Source organism: Streptomyces sp. NPDC046821 (assembly GCF_040645335.1).
Taxonomy (GTDB): Bacteria; Actinomycetota; Actinomycetes; order Streptomycetales; family Streptomycetaceae; genus Streptomyces.
The window spans coordinates 241,731-261,379 of record NZ_JBEYYB010000006.1; the positions used below are offsets into that span (position 1 = coordinate 241,731).

Below are 19,649 nucleotides of genomic sequence, written 5' to 3' on the forward strand. Positions count from 1 at the left end.
CCAAGTCGGTGGTGAGGACGGGTGTTTCGTGGACCGTTCGTGGACCCGCGCCCTACACACGAGGGGTCCGGCCGATCGGTTCAGACTTTGATGGGGGCTTCTTCCGGCGGATTCGCCAATGCGGTGTCCTGGTTGGAATTGACGGCACCGATGGTTTTGGTGGGAATCGAGGAGAGGGGCACCTCGGGGCCCTTGGTCTTGAATCCATGGGCGTTCTCGACCTTCTTGCCGGCGAGCGAATTGCCCACGCCGTAGCCGAGCTTGATGGCCCCGTTCTCCGCGGTGGTCTGCGCGTCGGCGCCCTTGGCGCCCACCTCGTAGCCGAAGTTGACGATCTGGCCGATTGCTCCCTTGATGACGCTGGTGAGGGCCTCGTAGCCGTAGTCGTGGAGCTCGGTGACGGAGGTGGGGCCGCCCGCGTAGGCGTGGTAGTCGTGGATCGGGGTGTGCTGCTCGTTGAAGGAGCCGTTGGCGTCGACCTCGGTGAGGGTCTTGCCGTTTGCGTCCTTCACCTGCACGGAGCCGTTGTTGTTGACCTTGACGTCGAACGTGGCGGCGTTGCCGTTGTTGTCGGTCGTGGTGACGGTGCCCTCCGCGCCGTCCTTGGTGACGGTGAACGTGGTGTTCTCACCGCCCGCGTTGTTGCTGAACGTGGTGCTGCCGTCCGGGTGCTGCGTGATGGTGACGTTGCCCGCCTGGTCGGTGGTGGTGGCGGCGCCGCCCGCGAAGGTGGTGGTGGCGCCGCCACCACCGTCCGGGGTGACGGTGGGCGCCTGCCCGCCGGTGACGGTGGCGTTGTTGCTGAAAGTGGCCTGCGGGGGTCCGGCGGGCCCCTCCTGTCCCGCTCCGGGTTGCGCCGTCTGGGTCACACCGGGCCCGGTGAGGCTGCCGTCGGATCCGACGGTGACGGTGTCGCCGGGCTGGTTGCTGCCGGGTACGGACACGTCGAAGGTGCCGTCGCCGTTGGCCTTCACGTCGAACGGGCCGCCGTGGACGGTGGAGTTGCCCTTGCCGCCGACCGGGATGTCGGCGAAGGGACCGCCGCCGTTGCCGCCGACCGTGAAGGTCTCGGGGCCCGGCGCGGGGCCGCGGTTGATGGGGTTGTTCGGGCCGTCCAGGATGTTGGACTTCTGGCCCGCCGTACCGGCGTTCTCCGCGCCGCCGGGGCTCTTGCCGAAGGTGGTGTTGTTGGAGTCGACGCTGGTGTTGCCGCCGTAGAAGCCGTCGTGGTGGACGACGGGGCCGCCGCCGGGGGTGGGCACGGTGATGCCGCTGTTGCCGTCGCCGGTGACGGTGCTGATGGTGGTGTCGCCGGGGTTGTTGCCGACGGGGTTGCCCGCCGTGTCGATCGGAAGGTGGGTGACCGGGTCGACATGGGTGCCGGAGGGCCCGAGGCTGGTGACGCCGCCGGGTGCGAAGGTGCCGGAGGCCGGTCCGTACGTGACGGAGAACTCGCCGTCGGGTCCTCCGTCCCCGTTCGGGCCGTGCACGACGGTGCTGCCGGGCTCGTGGATCGGGTCGGCGCCGTGTGTGGTGATCGTGGGTCCGTCCGGGCCGTTGGACAGGGTGTTCTGGCCGCCGGTCATCTCCGGTGAGCCGAACAGGCCCCAGCCCTCCTGCTGCGGGGTGTTCACCGTCACCTGGGTGTTGCTGCCGGTGATGCCGGCGCCGCTCGGCGAATTGTGGACTGTGGCCTGGCCGTTGTTGTCGACGGTGTGGCTGACGCCGGAGTCGTGGTGGACGGTGGTGGTGGCCGGGCCATTGCCGTCGTTGCCGATGGTGGTCGTGAACCCGTCGTGGCTGAAGGTGGTGGTCTGCCCGTCCGTCGAGAGGGTGGCGCCGTTGGTGTTGGTGATCGTGCTGGGGGCCGGGTTACCGCCCACGGGGTTCGGGGGCGGCGGCACCTTCGCCTCGGCCCCGTCGGGGGTTTTTGTGGTGATCGTGCCGTCGGCGCCTGAGTTGACGGTCGTGGGCGGGCCGCCGGGTGTCTGGTTGTGGGTGAAGGTGACATCGCCGCCCGCGTTGACCGTGGTGTCGATGCCCTGGGTGCTGACGCCGTTGGTGCCGACATCGGCCTGCGCACCGCCGGCTCCGGTGTCGGTGAAGGTGGCCACGGGGTTGTTGTTGGCGTCCGTGTTGGCGTTGATGGTGACCGTGCCGTCGGTGACGGTGCCGGTGTTGTCCACGCTGAAGGTGCCGTTGTTGTCGGCGACGGTGGTGCCGTTCGCCCCGGTCGTGACGGTGCTGTTGGGGCCCGCCGGAGCGTTGTTGGTGATGGTGCCGTTGTCGTTGATGGTGCTGTTCGCGGTGTTGTTGCCGTTGACGTCCGTCTGGGCGCCGTTCGCCGTCAGGGTGGTGCTGCTGCCGCCGGAGGTGGTGACCTGCGTCGGGGTGTCGCCGTCGGGCGGGTTGACGGTGACCGAGGCGTTCCCGCCCTGCGGTCCGACGGTGGTCGGTCCGTCTGTGCCCGTACTCACCGACGTACCGTTCTGCTGGACGGTCGTGACGCCGTCCGGGCCCTGGTTGACCGTGACCGGGTTGGCGGTGCCCACGCTGCCGCCGGTGCCGTCCGGGCCGTGACTGGTCTGGATCGGGCCATGGCTGACGGTGGTGGTGCCCTTGTTGTCGACCGCGACCGTGGTGTTGTCGGCGCCGCCCGTGTTGACCGTCTGGCTGCCGGTTCCGCCGGGCGCGGACTTGGTGACGGTGCCGTCCTCGTGGACGCTGGTGGTGCTGCCGTCTGCGGTGGTGACCTGGGCGGGGTTGTCGCCCGACGGCGCCTTGACGGTGACCGAGGCGGGCCCGCCCTGCGGTCCGACGGTGGTCGGAGCCTTTTCGCCGGTGCTCACCGACGTACCGTTCTGACTGACGGTCGTGACACCGTTCGGACCCTGGTTGACCTGGACCGGGTTGGCGGTGCCCACGCTGCCGCTGATGCCGTTCGGGCCGTGGCTCGCCTGGATGGGGCCGTTGTTGACGGTCGTGGTGCCGTTGTTGTTGACGGTCACCGTGGCGCCGTTCGGGCCATGGACGGTGACCGAGTGACCGCCGGCGTTGTCCACGGAGATGGTGGTGTTGCCCGCGTTCACCGGGTTTCCGGGAGTCGGCTGCGCGATGGCCGGCGGGACCGGCTTGCCCTGGGCGTCGTTGGCCGTGATGGTGCCGTCGGGAGCGACGTGGATCTCCTGGCCGCCGTGGGCGATGCTCGCCGAGCCGTCCTTGTTGACCGTCGTCGAGCCGCCGATGGTGACGCCGTCCGCGCCGTGGCTGATCCCGTCGACGTGGAACTTGCCGTTGGGGTTGATGGTGAACGTCGTGCCGTCCGGGGAGCTGAACTTGACGTCGAGCGGCGAGAATTGGACGTTGCCGCCGGGGCCCGTGGCCGTGCCGCCGCCCTTGCCGTCCGTGGTGATCCCGCCGACGGTGACGCCGCCGTCCGGGCCTGCCGAGACCTGCGGATGTCCGCCGGGCGGCGTCACGTCGAGGCCGCCGCCGGGCGTGGTGGTGACGGCGGTGCCGTCGGGGCCGTTGAAGGTGACCGGGGCCGTGCCGTTCGGGCCCACGGCGATGTCCCCGTTCGGGTTGACCGTGACCTGCGGCTGGGCGCCGGAGGGGGTCACGTCGAACTGCCCCTGTGGGTTGACGGTGATCGTTCCGTTGTCGGGCGTGCTGAACGTGATGTCGGCGGGCGAGAACTCCACGTTCCCTCCGCCGCCGGTGGCCGTACCGCCGCCACCGCCGTCGGTTGTGATGTTGCCGGTGGTGATGCCACCGTCCGCGCCGACCGAGACCTGCGGCTGGCCGCCGGGCGGGGTCACGTCGAGCGAGTTGCCCGGACCGTTGAACTGCACCGTGTCGGGGGTGGGGCCGCCGGTGTTCACCGTGAACCCCGTGTTGTCGAGCGTGGTGGCGGGGCCGCCGTCCGGCGTGGTGATGGTCGCGCCGCCGCCCGGTGGGATGCTGGTGCTGACGTTGGTGTCGGTGAAGGTGACCGCGCCGTTCGCGCCCGCCGGGGGCAGATTGACGTTCTGGCCGCCACCGTCGCCGTTGACGACGCTCACGCTGCCGTTGTTGCCGACGGTGGCCTGTGTGCCGTCCGGCAGGGCGAATCCGCCCCCGGGATTCCCGGTGTTGCCGTGGAGCGTGGTGTTGCCGAAGTTGATGTCGACGTTGCCGTCGGCGGGGTTGTGGGTCACCGCCGGCTGGCCCCCCGCGGGGCCGTTGAAGACCGAGTTGACACCGTTCTGGTTGTCCGTGGTGAGCCCACCACCGCCCACCGTCGTGGAGCCGCCGTTGTCGGTCACGGTGAGGCCGGTCGGGGTGGAGACCGTGTTGTTGTTCACGGTGAACTCCGGGGTGGGACCGCCGCCGTCGCCGGGCGAGCTGAACGTCGTGGTGCCGTCGGGCCCCTTGTTGACCTCGCCGAACGATCCCGAGGTCGTGAAGCCGCCGTCCGGGCCCAACTCCGTTGACAGTGTGGGCTTTTCGGAGTGCGCGGGCGCGAACTCGCCGCCGAACCCGTCGAAGATCTTCTCCTTCGTGGTCGGGCCCTGGACCGGGGTGTCGATCGTCGTCGTGGTGCCGTTCGAGGTGATGATGTCCCCGTCCGGGCTCTTGATGGTGTTGGTGCCGTTCGCGGTGGTCGAGGTGAACCCGTCCGGTGTCGTGGTGGTCGTCGACGTCTCGGGCCCCGGCAGGCCGTCGGGGGCCGCGGCCGGGTCGGCCTTGGGACCGGGCGGGGTGATCTTGGTCTCGGTCTTGGCGCCGTCCGGGGTCGTGACCTTCGTCTTGACCTCGCCCGTGGTGGGGTCCGACTTGGTCGAGCCGTTGATGCCGTGGAAACCGGTCTTCTGCGCGCCCTTGGTGTCGACGAACAGCAGGTCGCCGGGTTTGAACTTGCCTTCGGTGAAACCGAAGGTGTTCGCGGAGAACGCCTTGTCGATGTTGCTCTTGAACTTGCCCTTGGTGGTGAAGGCGTCCTTGATGCTGGTGGCGAACTTCGTCCCGCCGAACAGGGTGAAGGCGCCGGCCGTGGCTGCGCCGAGCGCTGCTCCCGTGGCCGCCGAGGCCGCGTCGAACTTCTTCCCGTCGACCGCCGCCGTGATCCCGCTCGCCAGGAAGCCGAGGGAGAACTCGGTGGTCACGTCGATCGCGAACTTGGCGCCGAGGGCCAGACCGGGGGACGCCTTGAGACCCACGAGCCCCTTGGCCAGCGGGTCGATGATCTTGCGGACGAACGTCGAGTTCTTCAGGGCCGCCGTGACCGCCCCGGAAACGGTGCCGACGCCCTTCCCCACCTTGGCCAGGAACGGCGCGAACTTCGCCAGTTTGCCCGCCAACCCGGCGATCTTCCCGAGCCCGCCGAGCAGCACACCACCGGGTACGAGGGTGAGCAGACCGATGATGATGTCACCGGCGTCGATCTTGCCCTGCGACACCATCCGGATGATCGAGACCGCGAACAGGATCCCGCCCAGGATGAGACCGATGACCGGGAAGAACACGGCGACGATGCCGATGATGACACCGGCGATGATCTCCACCAGCGGGTTGTCCGCGAGGAAGTCTCCGAACTTCTTGATGAAGTCCCGTGCGGGGATGGCCTGTTCGGCTGCGTCATCGAGGATGACGGTGGCCTTGTTGGACCCGTCCTCGCGCATCCGCCGCGCCGCGCGGCCGAGCTCCTCGGCGGCGGACAGTGCCTCCTTCGCGGCGCTCACCTCGCCCTGCTGCGTCTGGTGGGCCTCGGCCTGTTCCGGGGTGGCGCCCTCCCCGAGGTCCGGGACCTCCGTCTTCGCGGTGGTGGCGACCTCCTGGCCCTGGTCGATGGCCCGGTCCAGCAGGTCCTGGGCGTCGGTCAGGGTGTTCGCGTACTCGTCGTAGGCGCCCGCGGCGGTACGGAAGGAATCCCGGGTCTTCTCCAGGAGCCCCGGGAGATCCTTGGTGATCCGTGTTTTCAGGGCGTCCATCGCCTGGCCCTTGCCGCGGCGCAGCGCCCCGTCGGCGCGCAGCAGGTCGACCGCTTCGCCCGCTCCGTCGCCCAGTTCCAGATAGGTCCGGGCCAGTGTTCTGATCGCCTCCGGGTTCCCGGGGGTCGGGTCCGAAGCGAACCCGAGCACCTCCCAGCCCGTGGTATGCCGACGCGCCATTTCCAACTCCTCCCGGCTGCACGCTCGTTCGGCACCTCCTCACGAGGAGTTCGACGTTCTGGTTCACCTCGTTGAACCGCCCCGGGGTTGTACGCGTGTGACGGCCGACGCATCAGCAGTGCGCGTCACCAGGCCCCGTACGGAGGAGGACGAGAAAGATGCGCGACGCCCCGAGGACGACGAACGAAGCGCGGCGACCGGCGCCGTGGAACATGGCGGGACGGGTCACGACGGCACGGGTCACGGCGGTACGGGTCATGGCGGTACGGGTCACGACGGTGTGCGGCCTGGCGGCCGTCACCTGGCTTGCGCTGCCCGCATCGGCGCAGGCTCTGGGGTCCGTACGGGTTCCAGAGCTGGGACAGGCTCTGGACTCCGTACCGGCGCAGGCTCCGGGGTCTGTACAGGCTCCGGTCTCGGTACGGGCTCTGGGCTCCGCGCCGGCGCGGGCTGCGGGCTCCGTACCGGTGCGGGCTCTGGACTCCGCAACGGTGCTCGCCGCCATGCAGATGCGGCCTTCCCGCGCGCTCCAGGCCGACGAGGTCACGAAGTACTACGTGGTCAAGTCCGCGCAGGAGAACGGCGGCGAGCAGGAGACGCTGTTCGGGATCGCGGAGCGCACCCTCGGCGACGGTGACCGGTTCGAGGAGATCCTGGTCCTCAACAGCGGGCGCCAGCTGCCGGACGGTTCCGCTTTCGTGAGCCCCGACCAGTTGACCGCGGGCTTCCCGCTGATGCTGCCGGAGGACGCGAAGGGGCCCGGTGTGGAGTTCGGTGTCCTGCCCGAGGAGAGCACCGCCCCGGCGAAGCGCTCCGGGCAGAGTGCCTCCCCCGCCGCGCCCCGCGCCGCCGCGGCCGGCGGGAGGCCGGGACAATTCGCCGGGCTCGGCGACCGACTCGGGTCGCCGTGGCTGATCGGGGGTGTCGCCGGCGCGGCCGCGCTGACCGTGGTGATCGTCGCGCGGCGACCGATCGGCCGGGCTCTGCGCGCCACCGGCTCCGGGATCGCGCGGGCCTCCCGGGTACTGCGGCCGCGGCTGCCGCGCCGTCTGGCGCTCGCGCTGCGGCGGCGCCGGCGGGGCGCGCTCGCGCGGCGGCTCGCGGCGGACACCCGTACGCCGGTGATGGTGCGGCAGGCGCTGCGCGAACTGATCCCCGCTGATGTGGCGGAGGCGGAGCGTCCGGTGCGGGTCTACAGCGTGCTCGCCGAACCCACGAAGCTGCTGGCGTCGGTGTCGGGGGCGCACACGGCGCCCGCGCCGTGGACCGCACTCGAACCGAACCGCTGGGAGCGCGCCGGGCTGCCCTCCGTCATCGAGGGCGACCCGACGGCCGATGTGGCGCTCGCGCTGCCGCACCTGGCCCGGATCGGGGTGAGTGAGCGGGGTGCGCAGGTCATGGTGGACCTCGGGCAGATCAACGGCGCGCTCAGCGTCAGCGGTGACCTCGTCGTCGCCCAGGACACGGTGGCGGCGCTGGTGCGCGGCCTGCTCGAACTGCCGCGGCAGAGCACGGTGGTGGTGTCGGTGGACCCGGGCGCGAGCGCGCTGCCCGGCCTCAACGGGCTGGTCCGGGTCCGCTCCGTGTCGGAGGTGAAGGGCAAGGCCCCCGAGGAGATCCTCAACTCCGCCGAGGAACTGGGCGTCGGCCTGGTGCGCGGCGCCGCCCGTACCGGCGAGGTCACGGGATTCATCGTCCTCCAGAACGCACCGACCGCCGAGGAGGCCAGAGCACTCGCGGACCTCTCCGTGCCCGAGGGCGGCGGCTGGATCGTGCTGACGGTCGGCGACGTACCGGGTGCGCACTGGCGGTGGTACGCGGAGAACGACGGCAGCGTCGACCTGGGCGTCCTGGGCCTGCGGGTGGTGGTTCCCACCCAGACGCTGGCGGGGGCGGGTACGGGGCGGGTCTGACGACTCGCGACTCGCGACCCGCGACCCGCGACCCGCGACCGATAGAAGAATCCCCCGCAGATTTCCCCCGGAATCGTCTCCTGGATTGAACCTCCCCGCCACAGCGGCCGTTTTCACAGTGCCAGTGAACGCGACAGCGACCGGCCGGAAGTAATTCCGAGACCAGAGACTCCGCCCCGGCAGTCGGCCGACTCCTCCCCTGCTGCCGGGGCGGTCCATTACTCAGCAATTCAGCGCTTCGACGCTTTCAGCGAATTATGTTTCCCCCAGAATTCCCGAAAGAGGGATACCCATGCGTAAATCCACCTCCGTCCCGGTCGCGTTCACGGTCGCCGCGGTCCTGCTGGCGGCGGGCTGCGGAAGCTCCCAGGGCACGGCGGCGACCACCACCGGCTCCGCCGAACGCGCCTCGACGAACAACGGTGCGCAGCCCTCGCAGGCGGGCCGCCTCAGCGTCTGGAAGAGCAAGCAGCTCGGCCCGGTCGTGACGGACGGCGCGGGCTTCACCCTGTACCGCTTCGACAAGGACACACCGAAGCCGCCCGCATCCCATTGCGCGGGCGAGTGCGCCGCGGCCTGGCCGCCGGTGCTCGCGGACGGCGCGAAGGCGGGCCGCGGTATCGGCTCCGGGCTGCTCGGCTCGGTGAAGCGCGCCGACGGCACGGAGCAGCTGACGCTCGCCGGCCGGCCGCTGTACCGCTACGCGCAGGACACGGCGCCCCGGCAGACCCGGGGCCAGGGTGTCGGCGGCACCTGGTTCGCGGCAGCGCCCGACGGCACGAAGGCGCAGGCGCAGCAGGCTCCGAGCGAGTCGGAGGACCTGCCCGCACTGTCCACGGTCGACGACGCGGAGCACGGCACGATCATCCGCGACGGCAAGGGACGTACGCTCTATCGCTTCACCAAGGACACCGCCTGGCCGATGAAGTCCAACTGCGTGGGCGCCTGCTTGGAGAAGTGGAAGCCGGCGGAGCTCGTCGACAAGAAGGACATCAAGGGCATCAACCCGAAGCTGCTCACCGCGTACACCCGCCCCGACGGCACGAAGCAGCTCTCCATCGACTGCTGGCCGCTCTACTGGTTCACCGGCGACAAGAAGCCCGGCGACACCAACGGCCAGGGCGTGAACGGCACTTGGTTCACGGTGAGGCCGACCGGCAAGCTGGCAAAGTAGCTCCGGTTCTGGCAGGCACCCGTACCGAGGAGAGCTGCGGGTACGGCGGCCTGGATCAAGCGGCTTCCCCGGTACCTACGATCGGCAAATCAAGGAAATGGCCGCCGGCCTGGATGACAACAACCCCTCCATGACACGTCACTGAGGCAGCGAGAATGTGATCCGGCGCCGGGGCAGATCCAGCTCAAGCACGACGCGTCCGGCCTGAACGTGATCCTCGGCTTCACCAAGGGCGCACTGAGCGGCGTGGAGCTGTTCCGGTTCCTCGACGAAGACGGGGACCCCCTCCACTACGACTACGTGCGCCTAGCGGACCAGATCTGACGCACGGGGAACCCACGGCAGAACCCCGCCCGGCGCAGGCTCCGCGAGCGCCGTGAGCGTGCGGCCCTGGCGACCGTCGAGGCGGGCCTTGAGGCCCTGGATGTTCCTGTCCGGCTCGCTCGACCGGCTCGTGATCGTCAGAGTGGAGTACTTCTTCAAGTGTTACGCCGCCTCCGCCTGACCCCACTCGAAAAGGCACGGAAGGGCCACACGATCGTGAGAGCGGCCCCGGCCTCGACGGCCGGCCCGGGCCGAAGGAAGCAGCAACGGTCCACGCCACCGATGGGCCGAGTTGTCAGCCCGGAGGACATCGTCACACTGGCAGTACGCCTCATGACGAACACCGCCACCGCCGTCACAGGCGCGACCTTCGACGTCGACAGTGGTCAGCAACTCGTCCTGCGATGGCCTCGCTGGTGAAACAGGACAGGAGAACATGCCATGCGTACACCGTTGACCAGGATGCCCAGGATGACTCCGCTTGCGGCAGTGGCGGCCGGTCTCTTGGCCGGGGCCGTAGGGACCGTGTGCCTGGACGCCGTCCACTACCTGAAATACCGCCGTGGCGGCGGCACGGACAGCCCTGTGGCCTGGGAATTCGCGCCGGTCGAGGGCTGGGAGAAGGCACCGGCCCCCGGGCACGTGGCCAAGCGGGTGATCGAAGGGTTCACTCAACGTGAACTCCCCGACCGCTCGGCCTGGCTCATCAGCACCGTCGCCCACTGGGGCTACGGAACGGGGCTGGGCGCCGCGTACGGCATCGTGGCCGGATCACTGCCGGTACCCCTTCCCGCGTACGGCGTGCCGTTCGGCATCACCGTGTTCGCCGGCGACTACGTTCTCCTGCCGGTCGCCGGTCTCTACAAGCCGATCTGGGAGTACGGAGCGAAGGTGGTGGCCCTGGACCTCGGAGCGCACCTTGCCTATGGCGCGGCCGTCGGCATCGCGTTCCGGTTGCTCACCAAGGCGATGACGGCCGCGCCCTGCGACCTCAGGCGACCGGCCTGACCCAAAGGTGGCAGAGCCCGACCCACGTGACGACACCAGGGGATGCAGAGGGACTGGCCGCGAATCAACTGACGTAGTCGGTGGAGACACAGCCGTCCCCCTGGGCCAACTCGTTACGGAACCCTGCCGGCGGGGCGAAGTCGGGCGAGCAACTGACACCCAGGGTGCCGCACGCACGAGGGCCTTCCGAGCGCTGCCGCACCCTGCCAATCGGCGACGCCCGGCACGCACTCTCGCCGCAGGCCGCGTCCTTCGGGCGCACACCGGGACCTTGCGGATACGACCTAGCGCTTCCGCACCGCGCTCCAGAAGTCCTTTTCGGTGCAGTACAGGTCGCTCCCTTTAAGGAGGTTCCGCACGCTTTCCCATCCAGCCTCGTCTTCGCTGAACTCCGACTCCACGGCGAGAAATTGACAGCCCATCACATCGAACCCTTCGGTCCGGCTGAACATCCGGGGCCTGACCAGTCGCTTCGCTCTCGCGGTGGGAGTTCCGACCGCCTCGATCTCGGGCTCCGCTGCTCCAGGGGCGCGTTGCATGACGACGAGATCCGGGGAACCACGCCCTACGCTCATCTCCTTCCGCGCAATCGGCCTTCGATGATCGAGATCCGGGCGACGTCTGTCCACGGGATCCTGATCCGCACGCTCGACTTCCCCTTGCGAAGGGTCACCGTCACCCTGCGGGAGTCCACCTCCACGGACTTCCTCCAGAACATCTTCCCCACAAAGGCGAGAGGGAGAAAAAGGATCGTCAGAACCCCGAAGATCACCAGCGTCGCCAAGTCATCGCCGCTGACGGTGTCTTCGACCATGATGTTGACCGATATGAGGGCGGTACCCGCGAGCATGATGATGCCCAAGAAAAACAGCACGAGCAGGCCCGCGCCCAGATGCTCCAGCACTTCGCCGCCTGGCCGGAGCCGGTGCGCGAGCCCTTGGCCGAGCGTCACCTCGCCACGTGGCAGTCCTCCTCGCGCGAGAACCAAAATCTCTACGGCAAGGTCGCAGCCGAACTCCGGCACGCCCCGGCCACCCCCGACGTGCCGCTGATCGTGCTCACGGCAATGGGGCAGGATGCGACGCAGGCTCACCTGTGGTCCCCGGAGCTGCTGCGTGAGATCAACAAGGACAAGTGCGCCCTGCACGCGGAGATGGCCGCCGAGTCTTCGCGCGGCGCGCAGCGGATTCTCGACAACGCAGGGCACGGATGGCTACACGAGGAACGGGCGGATGCGGTTGTCCAGGCCGTCAACGACCTGATCTCTGCAGCGCGTCAATGACAGCACCACTTGGCAGCCGCGCGCACTGCCGTCAGTTAGGTCGCGGAGCCAGGCCCTAGGTCGTGTAGGCCGGTTGTCCGGACGGGGCGTGCCTGCCGCCCTCTTGTCGTCGGGCCCGGCACCGTTCGAAGGTCTTCCGGGAATACGATCGCGCGTTGCAGGGGCTGGCGTGTTGTCGGAGTCGTGGGTCTGTCGGCCTGGTGGTGTTGGTGGTTCACTCTTGCCTTTGGGGTGGGCTGGGTGTGGTTCGGGGTTGAGTGGAAGGTGTTACGGGGTGGATTCGGGGGCGTTGTTGGGGGAGCGGTACCGGCTGACCGAGCGGCTGGGGCGTGGCGGGATGGGGGAGGTATGGGCGGCGCGTGACGAGGAGTTGCGTCGTGATGTGGCGGTGAAGATCGTGCTCGCGGCATTGGGCAGCGATCCGGGACTGATCACGTCGTTGCGGCGTGAGGCTCGTACCGTTGCCGCGCTCCAGCATCCCGGGATCACGGTGGTCCATGACATCGGTGAAACCGACGGGCACCCGTACTTCGTCATGGAGCGGCTGGAAGGCCGTACCTTCGCGGACCTTCTCGCCGAGCACCCCGGGGGGCTTGCCCCGGAGCGTGCGGCAGTGTTGATGATCCAGGTCGCCGAGGCACTGGACTACGCGCACGGCAAGGGTGTGGTGCACCGGGACATCAAGCCCGCCAACCTGATGCACCTTCCACGGGATACGACGAAGATCCTGGACTTCGGGATCGCCAGCTACGCGGAAGCCACCGCACCCCTCAGCGCGACCGGCACCGTCATGGGCTCCGCCCCGTTCATGCCCCCCGAACAGTGGATGGGCGAGCAGGCCACACCCCACTGCGACATGTACGCCTTCGGCGCCACCCTGCACCTCCTACTCACCGGCAGATACCCCTTCCCCGGTCCGACATACGCCGCCTGGATGCGCCAACACCTCGACCTCGAACCACCCCACATCGACCACATACCCGAACAACTCGCCGACCTCGTCCAGCAGTTACTCGCCACGGACCCCACAAAACGGCCATCCGCGGCACAGACCGCCCAGGCCCTCACCCAGATCCGGAAACAACACCCCACCACCGCCTACACCCCGACCGTGCCGGTCCCACCGCAGCCCCGGCGCAGCCCGACCAAACGGAAGAAGCTCAAGCCGACGGCCGGGAAGAGACCGATCGGCCCCGACCAGTTTGCCGAGGTGAGCGTCCCCAGGACCCCGATGATTGTGCCCGCCGTGGTCTTCGGCGCTCTCTTTCTGGGGGGAGGTATCGCGATCGGGACCGTAACCATGGCGTCCCCCGCCTCCACGCCCACCGGCTCCGACCCCCTGGCGGGGTGGATCGTCGCTGGAGGCTGCACGCTCTTCGGACTCTATGTTTTCGTGGCCGGCTTCATCGGGCCGCTGCTCTGGACGAAGTCCGCAGCGGTGGACTCGCGCGGGGTAACGGTGGCCGTGCGGCGTGGGAGGTCGAGAGTGCAGACCCGGATCCCGTGGACGGATATCGCCCGGCTCTCGATCGTCGACGCCAAGTTGCACGGCACAGAGATGCGCTCGGGCAGCGCCACTGGCAAGCCGAAGGACACTGTTGTCATTCAGTACGCCCCCGGAGCGGCAGAGCCCGAGGTCACGGTGACCGGAGAATCCAGCGGGAGAGCGAAGCGACGGGTCAGGCCCCGGATGTTCGACCGGACCGAAAGATTCGATCTGGCGGATTGTCATTTTCTGTTCAGGCGCTCAGAGTTCGAGGAGGACAAGGCCGGCTGGAAAGACGTGCGCGCCCTCCTCGAAAAGAGCGACCTGTACTGCACCGAAGCGGACTTCTGGAGCGCGGTGCGGAAGCGTTAGGTCGTGTCCGTAGGCCGTGTCCGTAAGTTCGGGCCGACCCGCGAGGCCCGGCACGCACTCTCGCTGTCACAGGACACCGCAGGCCGCGTGACGTGGTCGAGCACACCGACGACGAACGCGGCCGCAGGCTCCAGGTGGCAGACCCGACCCCGGCGGGACTGTGATGGGCGATGGGCCTAGTCCGCCACATCGGGACCCCGGAAAAGACGTCGCCACGCCGCCGCGCCGCGCCCCATGGAGACGCGCTCCCCCACACCCCGACGACGAAGCCGCTCCGATCAGGCCGCAACAAGTGCTCGACGCGAGCCATCCGTCGATACTGGCTGTGGGCCGCCGCTGAGGCGGTCTGACATACCGTCATCAGAATCCGCATCGAGTCAGCATCAGCCCCCGCCGAACCCCGTCACCGACCGCCACCAGGAACCACCAGGAACCGCCAAGATCCAGAATCCATCGCACCCAACCTGACCAGGCAAGACTCACTCCCGCGCATCAACCGCCAAGTCACTCGGAGGTACCAGTGAGAATGTTGATCAACGTGGCCGAGACAGTGGTCGCCGACGCGCTGCGGGGGATGGCGGCCGCTCATCCGGAGCTGGTGGTCGACGTCGAGAACCGGGTGATCCTCCGCAAGGACTCCCCCGTCGAGGGCAAGGTGGCGCTCGTCTCCGGGGGCGGGTCGGGGCACGAGCCACTGCACGGCGGGTTCGTGGGGCCGGGGATGCTGTCGGCCGCGTGTCCCGGGGAGGTGTTCACGTCGCCGGTGCCCGATCAGATGGTGCGGGCGGCCGCCGCCGTGGACAGTGGGGCCGGGGTGCTGTTCATCGTCAAAAACTACACGGGTGACGTGCTCAACTTCGACATGGCCGCGGAGCTCGCCGAGGACGAGGGCATCCAGATCGCCAAGGTCCTCGTGAACGACGACGTGGCCGTCACCGACAGTCTGTACACCGCCGGCCGGCGCGGGACCGGCGCGACCCTGTTCGTCGAGAAGATCGCGGGCGCGGCGGCCGAGGAGGGCCAGCCCCTGGAGCGGGTCGAGTCGATCGCCCGACAGGTCAACGCGAACTCGCGGAGTTTCGGCGTGGCCCTCAGCGCGTGCAGCACGCCGGCCAAGGGCAGCCCGACCTTCGAACTTCCTCCCGGGGAGCTGGAGTTGGGCATCGGCATCCACGGCGAGCCCGGTCGTGAGCGGCGCGCCATGATGACGTCACGGGAGATCGCCGACTTCGCGGTCGACGCCGTCCTGGACGACCTGGAGCCGAGGTCCCCGGTCATCGCCCTCGTGAACGGCATGGGCGCGACGCCGCTCCTCGAGCTGTACGGGTTCAACGCCGAGGTCCACCGCGTGCTGGCCGAACGAGGGGTCCCCGTCGCGCGCACGCTCGTCGGCAACTATGTGACCTCGCTCGACATGGCCGGCGCCTCCGTCACCCTGTGCCAGGTCGACGAGGAGCTGCTGCGCCTGTGGGACGCGCCGGTGCGGACGGCGGGCCTGCGCTGGGGTATGTGAGACACCGTTCCCCTGTCGCCCGAACCGAAGCATCACCAACTCGCCCGAAAACGCTAGGAGATGACGTGCTCGACGCCGATTTCTTCCGACGCTGGCTGACGGCGGCCACCGCCGCGGTCGACCGGGAGGCCGCCCGGCTCACCGAACTCGACTCGCCGATCGGCGACGCCGACCACGGCAGCAATCTGCAGCGCGGTTTCACCGCCGTGAGTGCCACGCTCGACAAGGAGGCGCCGGACACCCCCGGTGCCGTACTCATTCTCGCCGGGCGTCAGCTGATCTCCACGGTGGGCGGTGCGTCGGGCCCGCTCTACGGGACGCTCCTGCGCCGTACGGGCAAGGCGCTGGGTGACGCGCCCGAGGTGAGCGAGGCCGACTTCGCCGCCGCGCTGCGGGCCGGAGTGGACGCGGTCATGACGCTGGGCGGGGCCGCGCCGGGCGACAAGACCATGATCGACGCGCTGGTCCCGGCGGTGGACGCGCTCGGTACGTCCTTCGAGGCCGCCGCCACCGCGGCCGAGGAGGGCGCGCTCGCGACGACGCCGATGCAGGCACGCAAGGGCAGGGCGAGCTATCTGGGCGAGCGGAGCATCGGGCATCAGGACCCGGGTGCCACGTCGTCCGCGCTGCTGGTGGCGGCGCTCGCCGAGGCGGCCCGCGATGAGTGAGCCGGGGAGCGGGGAGAGCGGCGGGCAGAAGCTCGTCGGAATCGTGCTCGTGTCTCACAGCCGGGCGGTCGCCGAGTCAGTAGCTGAGCTCGCGACAGGTCTCGCGGTCGGTGGCACGGTCGCGCCCGTGGCGCCGGCGGGCGGTACGGAGGACGGCGGGCTGGGCACCAGCGCCGAGTTGATCGCGGGTGCCGCCCGCGCGGTGGACCGGGGTGCCGGCGTCGCCGTACTCACGGACCTCGGCAGCGCGGTGCTCACCGTGAAGGCGCTGCTCGCCGAGGGCGACGAACTCCCTGACGGGGCACGCCTGGTGGACGCCCCCTTCGTCGAGGGAGCCGTGGCGGCGGTCGTCACGGCGTCGGCCGGGGCGGACCTGGACGCGGTCGAGGCGGCCGCCACGGAGGCGTACACGTACCGCAAGGTGTGAGCGGATCGGGGGCGACGCACGGAGGGGGTCGGTGGCTACGGCGCCCCCACGGTCACCCCACTGCCGTGACCCCAACCCCTGTGATTCCGCGCTCAGTTGTCGCCCAGGAACTTCCTCGCCCGCGTCTCCCCCAGCGCCACCGCCGCCGCATGGCTCTCGATGGGGCGGACGATCGTGTTCTTGAACAGCAGGTACGTGACGTCGGTGGGGGCGCCGCCCCGGACGGGGTGAGGGTTGATGCCCAGGCTCACCGCGGTGGCGTAGGAAGCCTCGCCGATGACGCCCTTCGGGCCGACGTCGCCGACGACCGCGTACTGGACCTTGTCCCGGTAGAGGACCACGGCGAGCGTGCCGCCGCGGATGCCGTAGGCCGCCGGGCGCCAGATGCGGCTCGCGCCGGGGATGACGACGTACGGGAGGCGCTCGGAGCTGAGTTGCCTTCCCTTGGAGTCCGGATAGGCGGTCATGGCCGTGAACGTCGGGTCGGTGCGGCGGCTGCAATGGCGGCTCGCGCGGCCGTCGCAGTCGATGTCCAGATCGGCCTTCCAGTACACGGCGTCGCCTTTGCCGCACACGGGGATGGTCGCGGGGCGGCCCTCGTCACTGCGATAGCGGCCGTGCGAGATCCGCGTACACCCTTTGAGCTTTCTCAGCAGGTCGGCGGCTCTCACGGACCCTTCTCGCGCACTTGAGACGCGATGCGGTGCGCGCTCCACGGCCGCGTCCGGTGCGTGGCCCAGTGCGGGCAGCGCGGGGACGAGCAGGGTGGCGCCGCAGAGGGCGGCCAGGGGCAGGGGGCGGGTGCGCAACATGAAGGCGCCTTTCGCGACGGAACCCTGACGGCGGAACATAAAGACCCAATCTGGGGTCAGTTGCATCCATCTGCCACTGCTCGGGGGCCGGACGTGCACGAGTGCAGCCCACGACCTCTTGATGTGAACCCGTCACCCATGACATACAGGTCTGTACCAATGCTTCCGAGTGGAAGGCCTGCCCGTGCGACGCACCCCCCACCGCGCCCTCCCGTACGCGACCTGCGCCGCCGCCCTGCTGCTCGTCACGTCGTGCGGCCTGCTCGGCGACGAAACCCGGCAGGGCCCCGCCCTCACAGCTCCCGCCGGCGTCACCGCCCAGGCGGGCACCGCCACCTCCGTGCACGTCATGTGGAGCCGCCCCGAGGGAGTCGCCGAGGTCAGAAGCTTCACGGTGTACCGGGGTGCCACCCGGGTCGAAGAGGTGCCGGGCGAGCAGCACATGGTGGACATCGTGGGCCTGCGCCCCCGCTCCACGTACACCTTCTCCGTGCGGGCCGAGGGCGCCGACGGCACGGTCGGGCCGCTCAGCGCGAAGGTGACCGTCACGACTCCGAAGGCCGTGGCGGAGGACCGCTCGGCACCGACGCGGCCGGGTGCGCTGCGCGGCCACGCGGACGGGGCGCGGGCCGCGACCCTGACGTGGGGTGCCTCGCACGACGACAAGGGCGTCGTCTCGTACGACATCTACCAGGGCACCTCGAAGATCCACAGCGTCGGCGGCGGCGAGACGCGGGCGCTGATCACGGGGTTGCGGCCCGGCACGGCCTACGTGTTCACCGTGAAGGCGCGTGACGCCGCCGACAACACGTCACCGGCCGGTCCGGCCCTGCGCCTCGCCACCGTGAAGGGCTCCGGCGAGGGCCCCGGCACCGCGCCCTCGGACTTCCGGGTCGCCGCACGCCGGGCGGGCGGGGCTTACTACCTCGACCTGTCGTGGACGCCGCCGCGCACGGGAGGCACCGTTCCCGCGTACCGGATCTACCTCGACGGGCATCTCGCGACCACGCTCGTGTGGGGCGACGCGCCGCCCGCGGGCACGGCTCGGAACAGCTTCTACGTGGGCCGGGACGCCGGAGTGCGGCACAAGGTGCGGATCCGCGCGCAGCTGCCGGACGGGACGTGGGGCGCGTTCTCGGCCGAGCGCGCCGTCACCACCGGGTCCTGAGCGCGGCGGGTGAGCCGGACGAAGGAACCTGTCACCTGCCCGGCTCCTGTCCACATGCGAGCGGCCCGGCGCGCAAGTTGGCTCGGCGTCAGGTTGCACGGGCGATTGCCAACCATCGGCGGGGCATCGACGAACCGCCCCCGTGCCGCCGGAGGGCAGAGTCATGTGCGCTAATCAGATACTTGTCCGATCCTCGCTCACTGTCGCCGCGGCGGCCGCGCTTCCTTCGGGTGTGGCAGTGCCGGCCGCGTTCGCAGGCGGGCCGCCGGGTGGCGCGGGGATCACAGTGACGGTCAACGGCTCCACTGTGCAGGTCAGCACCCAGACCTGCGGGACCGGCGGCACCGTCACGCTTCTGCCCGGCGGCCGGACCAGCGTCACCCGGGGCAGGCAGGCCCCGCTCAGGAACGGCTCCGCGTCGTTCCGGAACGTCAGTCCCGGCACCTACACGGTGACGGTCACGTGCACCGGCCGGCGCACACCGGCGGGCAGCCAGTCCGTCACCGTCAGTTCGGCACCGACGATCTCGGCGACCTCCCTCCCGGCGCGCGGTGTGCAGGGCGGGCTCGGCGGAGGCACGGCGGACCACAGCACGCTGGCGTACGGCGTCGGCGGGGGTCTGGTGGCCTCCGGTGTCGTGGGCGGCGCATCGTTCCTGCGCCGTCGTGGCGAACACCACCGGACGTAGGTCCGCAACAGAGCTGCCGCCGCTCCGGCTCCGTGCCGGGGCGGCGGCAGCGCTGCGTCGTACGGTCCCGGCTTCAGGAAGGATCCGCGTCGAGACCGAGTTCCGTCAGCGTCTCCTCCAGCCACCGGGACCAGAACGTCTCCAGTTCGATGCCCGCGCGCAGCACCACGTGCCGCAGCCGGTCCTCGACCGCGACGAGGCCCGGCGGGAAGTCCCGCTTCTCGATCTCCTCGTACTCGGCCAACTGCCGCCTGTGCAGGTCGAGATGGCGGCGCAGGTCCGCCTCGATGCCGTCGGTGCCGACGACGGCGGCGGCGCGCAGGCGCAGGAGCAGCGGATCGCGCAGCGGTTTGGGGTCCTGGCTCGCGGCCGTCCAGCGCGCGAGTTCCGCGCGGCCCTCGGGCAGGACCTCGTACTCCTTCTTCTGGCCGCGCGCGGGGGTCGGGGACGGCAGCGCCCTGATGTAGGCCTCGCGTTCGAGGCGGCCCAGCTCGCGGTAGATCTGCTGGTGGGTGGCCGACCAGAAGTAGCCGATCGACTTGTCGAAGCGACGCGTCAGTTCGAGGCCCGACGACGGCTTCTCCAGGAGAGCCGTGAGGATCGCGTGCGGGAGTGACATGGGGTGCAGCCTATGTGGACCGGGACCGGTGCGGGCCGTGCTGTGC

At 69.9% G+C, this 19,649-nt stretch carries 15 protein-coding genes; 11 read left to right on the top strand and 4 right to left on the bottom strand.

Annotation, left to right across the window (positions count from 1 at the left end; all coding sequences use genetic code 11):
- Nucleotides 1-80: 80 nt before the first annotated feature.
- Complete coding sequence (locus ABZ893_RS14085; RefSeq protein ID WP_361401949.1) at nucleotides 81-6,149, bottom strand: hypothetical protein; 6,069 nt, start codon at nucleotides 6,147-6,149, stop codon at nucleotides 81-83.
- 158 nt (nucleotides 6,150-6,307) lie between these two features.
- Here ABZ893_RS14085 and ABZ893_RS14090 point away from each other — a divergent pair, with 158 nt between their 5' ends.
- The 4 genes from ABZ893_RS14090 (at nucleotide 6,308) to ABZ893_RS14105 (ending at nucleotide 10,568) form a co-directional block, all read left to right on the top strand.
- The gene (locus tag ABZ893_RS14090) at nucleotides 6,308-8,062 is read left to right on the top strand and encodes a hypothetical protein (RefSeq protein ID WP_361401952.1); all 1,755 of its coding nucleotides are present in this window, start codon (nucleotides 6,308-6,310) and stop codon (nucleotides 8,060-8,062) included.
- Between the two features lie 292 nt (nucleotides 8,063-8,354).
- Nucleotides 8,355-9,236: an SCO0930 family lipoprotein gene (locus ABZ893_RS14095; RefSeq protein WP_361401955.1), complete on the top strand. Its 882-nt coding sequence runs from the start codon at nucleotides 8,355-8,357 to the stop codon at nucleotides 9,234-9,236.
- A gap of 540 nt (nucleotides 9,237-9,776) precedes the next feature.
- Entirely contained in the window at nucleotides 9,777-9,980 is a 204-nt protein-coding gene (locus tag ABZ893_RS14100; protein ID WP_361401957.1) for an SDR family oxidoreductase, read from the top strand.
- A gap of 51 nt (nucleotides 9,981-10,031) precedes the next feature.
- Nucleotides 10,032-10,568 (top strand): hypothetical protein, encoded by a 537-nt coding sequence (locus tag ABZ893_RS14105; RefSeq protein WP_361401960.1) that lies wholly within the window; start codon nucleotides 10,032-10,034, stop codon nucleotides 10,566-10,568.
- 571 nt (nucleotides 10,569-11,139) lie between these two features.
- Here the strand turns inward: ABZ893_RS14105 and ABZ893_RS14110 are convergent.
- Nucleotides 11,140-11,472, bottom strand: a complete 333-nt coding sequence (locus ABZ893_RS14110; protein WP_361401963.1) for a hypothetical protein — start codon at nucleotides 11,470-11,472, stop codon at nucleotides 11,140-11,142.
- Between ABZ893_RS14110 and ABZ893_RS14115 the strand changes: the two genes are divergently transcribed.
- The 5 genes from ABZ893_RS14115 (at nucleotide 11,461) to ABZ893_RS14135 (ending at nucleotide 16,316) form a co-directional block, all read left to right on the top strand.
- Nucleotides 11,461-11,850, top strand: coding sequence for a hypothetical protein (locus ABZ893_RS14115; protein WP_361401966.1), 390 nt, complete (start codon nucleotides 11,461-11,463; stop codon nucleotides 11,848-11,850). The two genes, ABZ893_RS14110 and ABZ893_RS14115, sit on opposite strands and share 12 nt — an antisense overlap.
- Nucleotides 11,851-12,019: 169 nt before the next feature.
- Nucleotides 12,020-13,708: a serine/threonine-protein kinase gene (locus tag ABZ893_RS14120; RefSeq protein ID WP_361401968.1), complete on the top strand. Its 1,689-nt coding sequence runs from the start codon at nucleotides 12,020-12,022 to the stop codon at nucleotides 13,706-13,708.
- Between the two features lie 520 nt (nucleotides 13,709-14,228).
- Nucleotides 14,229-15,221: a dihydroxyacetone kinase subunit DhaK gene (gene dhaK, locus ABZ893_RS14125; RefSeq protein ID WP_361401971.1), complete on the top strand. Its 993-nt coding sequence runs from the start codon at nucleotides 14,229-14,231 to the stop codon at nucleotides 15,219-15,221.
- A gap of 65 nt (nucleotides 15,222-15,286) precedes the next feature.
- Nucleotides 15,287-15,889: a dihydroxyacetone kinase subunit DhaL gene (dhaL, locus tag ABZ893_RS14130; protein ID WP_361401974.1), complete on the top strand. Its 603-nt coding sequence runs from the start codon at nucleotides 15,287-15,289 to the stop codon at nucleotides 15,887-15,889.
- A complete protein-coding gene (locus ABZ893_RS14135; protein ID WP_361401976.1) occupies nucleotides 15,882-16,316 on the top strand; it encodes a PTS fructose transporter subunit IIA in 435 nt (144 codons plus the stop codon). Before dhaL ends, ABZ893_RS14135 begins: the two co-directional genes overlap by 8 nt.
- 92 nt (nucleotides 16,317-16,408) lie before the next feature.
- On the opposite strand, the gene ABZ893_RS14140 is transcribed toward ABZ893_RS14135, so the two are convergent.
- On the bottom strand, nucleotides 16,409-17,128 hold the full coding sequence (locus ABZ893_RS14140; RefSeq protein WP_361401979.1) for a glycoside hydrolase family 75 protein: 720 nt from the start codon (nucleotides 17,126-17,128) through the stop codon (nucleotides 16,409-16,411).
- A 184-nt stretch (nucleotides 17,129-17,312) separates the two neighbouring features.
- Between ABZ893_RS14140 and ABZ893_RS14145 the strand changes: the two genes are divergently transcribed.
- Nucleotides 17,313-18,296 carry a fibronectin type III domain-containing protein gene (locus ABZ893_RS14145; RefSeq protein WP_361401982.1) on the top strand — a complete coding sequence of 328 codons (984 nt, stop codon included), beginning with the start codon at nucleotides 17,313-17,315 and terminating at the stop codon, nucleotides 18,294-18,296.
- Between the two features lie 232 nt (nucleotides 18,297-18,528).
- Complete coding sequence (locus tag ABZ893_RS14150) at nucleotides 18,529-18,984, top strand: hypothetical protein (protein WP_361401985.1); 456 nt, start codon at nucleotides 18,529-18,531, stop codon at nucleotides 18,982-18,984.
- Nucleotides 18,985-19,057: 73 nt separating this feature from the next.
- Here the strand turns inward: ABZ893_RS14150 and ABZ893_RS14155 are convergent, their stop codons facing one another.
- The gene (locus ABZ893_RS14155) at nucleotides 19,058-19,603 is read right to left on the bottom strand and encodes a PadR family transcriptional regulator (RefSeq protein ID WP_361401988.1); all 546 of its coding nucleotides are present in this window, start codon (nucleotides 19,601-19,603) and stop codon (nucleotides 19,058-19,060) included.
- Nucleotides 19,604-19,649 lie beyond the last annotated feature (46 nt).

What these genes read in the sequence shown, in the direction of transcription:
- ABZ893_RS14155 (WP_361401988.1), bottom strand. Translation starts at nt 19,603, where the DNA reads ATGTCACTCCCGCACGCGATCCTCACGGCTCTCCTGGAGAAGCCGTCG.
- ABZ893_RS14135 (WP_361401976.1), top strand. Translation starts at nt 15,882, where the DNA reads ATGAGTGAGCCGGGGAGCGGGGAGAGCGGCGGGCAGAAGCTCGTCGGA.
- ABZ893_RS14140 (WP_361401979.1), bottom strand. Translation starts at nt 17,128, where the DNA reads ATGTTGCGCACCCGCCCCCTGCCCCTGGCCGCCCTCTGCGGCGCCACC.
- ABZ893_RS14095 (WP_361401955.1), top strand. Translation starts at nt 8,355, where the DNA reads ATGCGTAAATCCACCTCCGTCCCGGTCGCGTTCACGGTCGCCGCGGTC.
- ABZ893_RS14105 (WP_361401960.1), top strand. Translation starts at nt 10,032, where the DNA reads ATGACTCCGCTTGCGGCAGTGGCGGCCGGTCTCTTGGCCGGGGCCGTA.
- ABZ893_RS14085 (WP_361401949.1), bottom strand. Translation starts at nt 6,149, where the DNA reads ATGGCGCGTCGGCATACCACGGGCTGGGAGGTGCTCGGGTTCGCTTCG.
- ABZ893_RS14115 (WP_361401966.1), top strand. Translation starts at nt 11,461, where the DNA reads ATGCTCCAGCACTTCGCCGCCTGGCCGGAGCCGGTGCGCGAGCCCTTG.
- ABZ893_RS14090 (WP_361401952.1), top strand. Translation starts at nt 6,308, where the DNA reads ATGCGCGACGCCCCGAGGACGACGAACGAAGCGCGGCGACCGGCGCCG.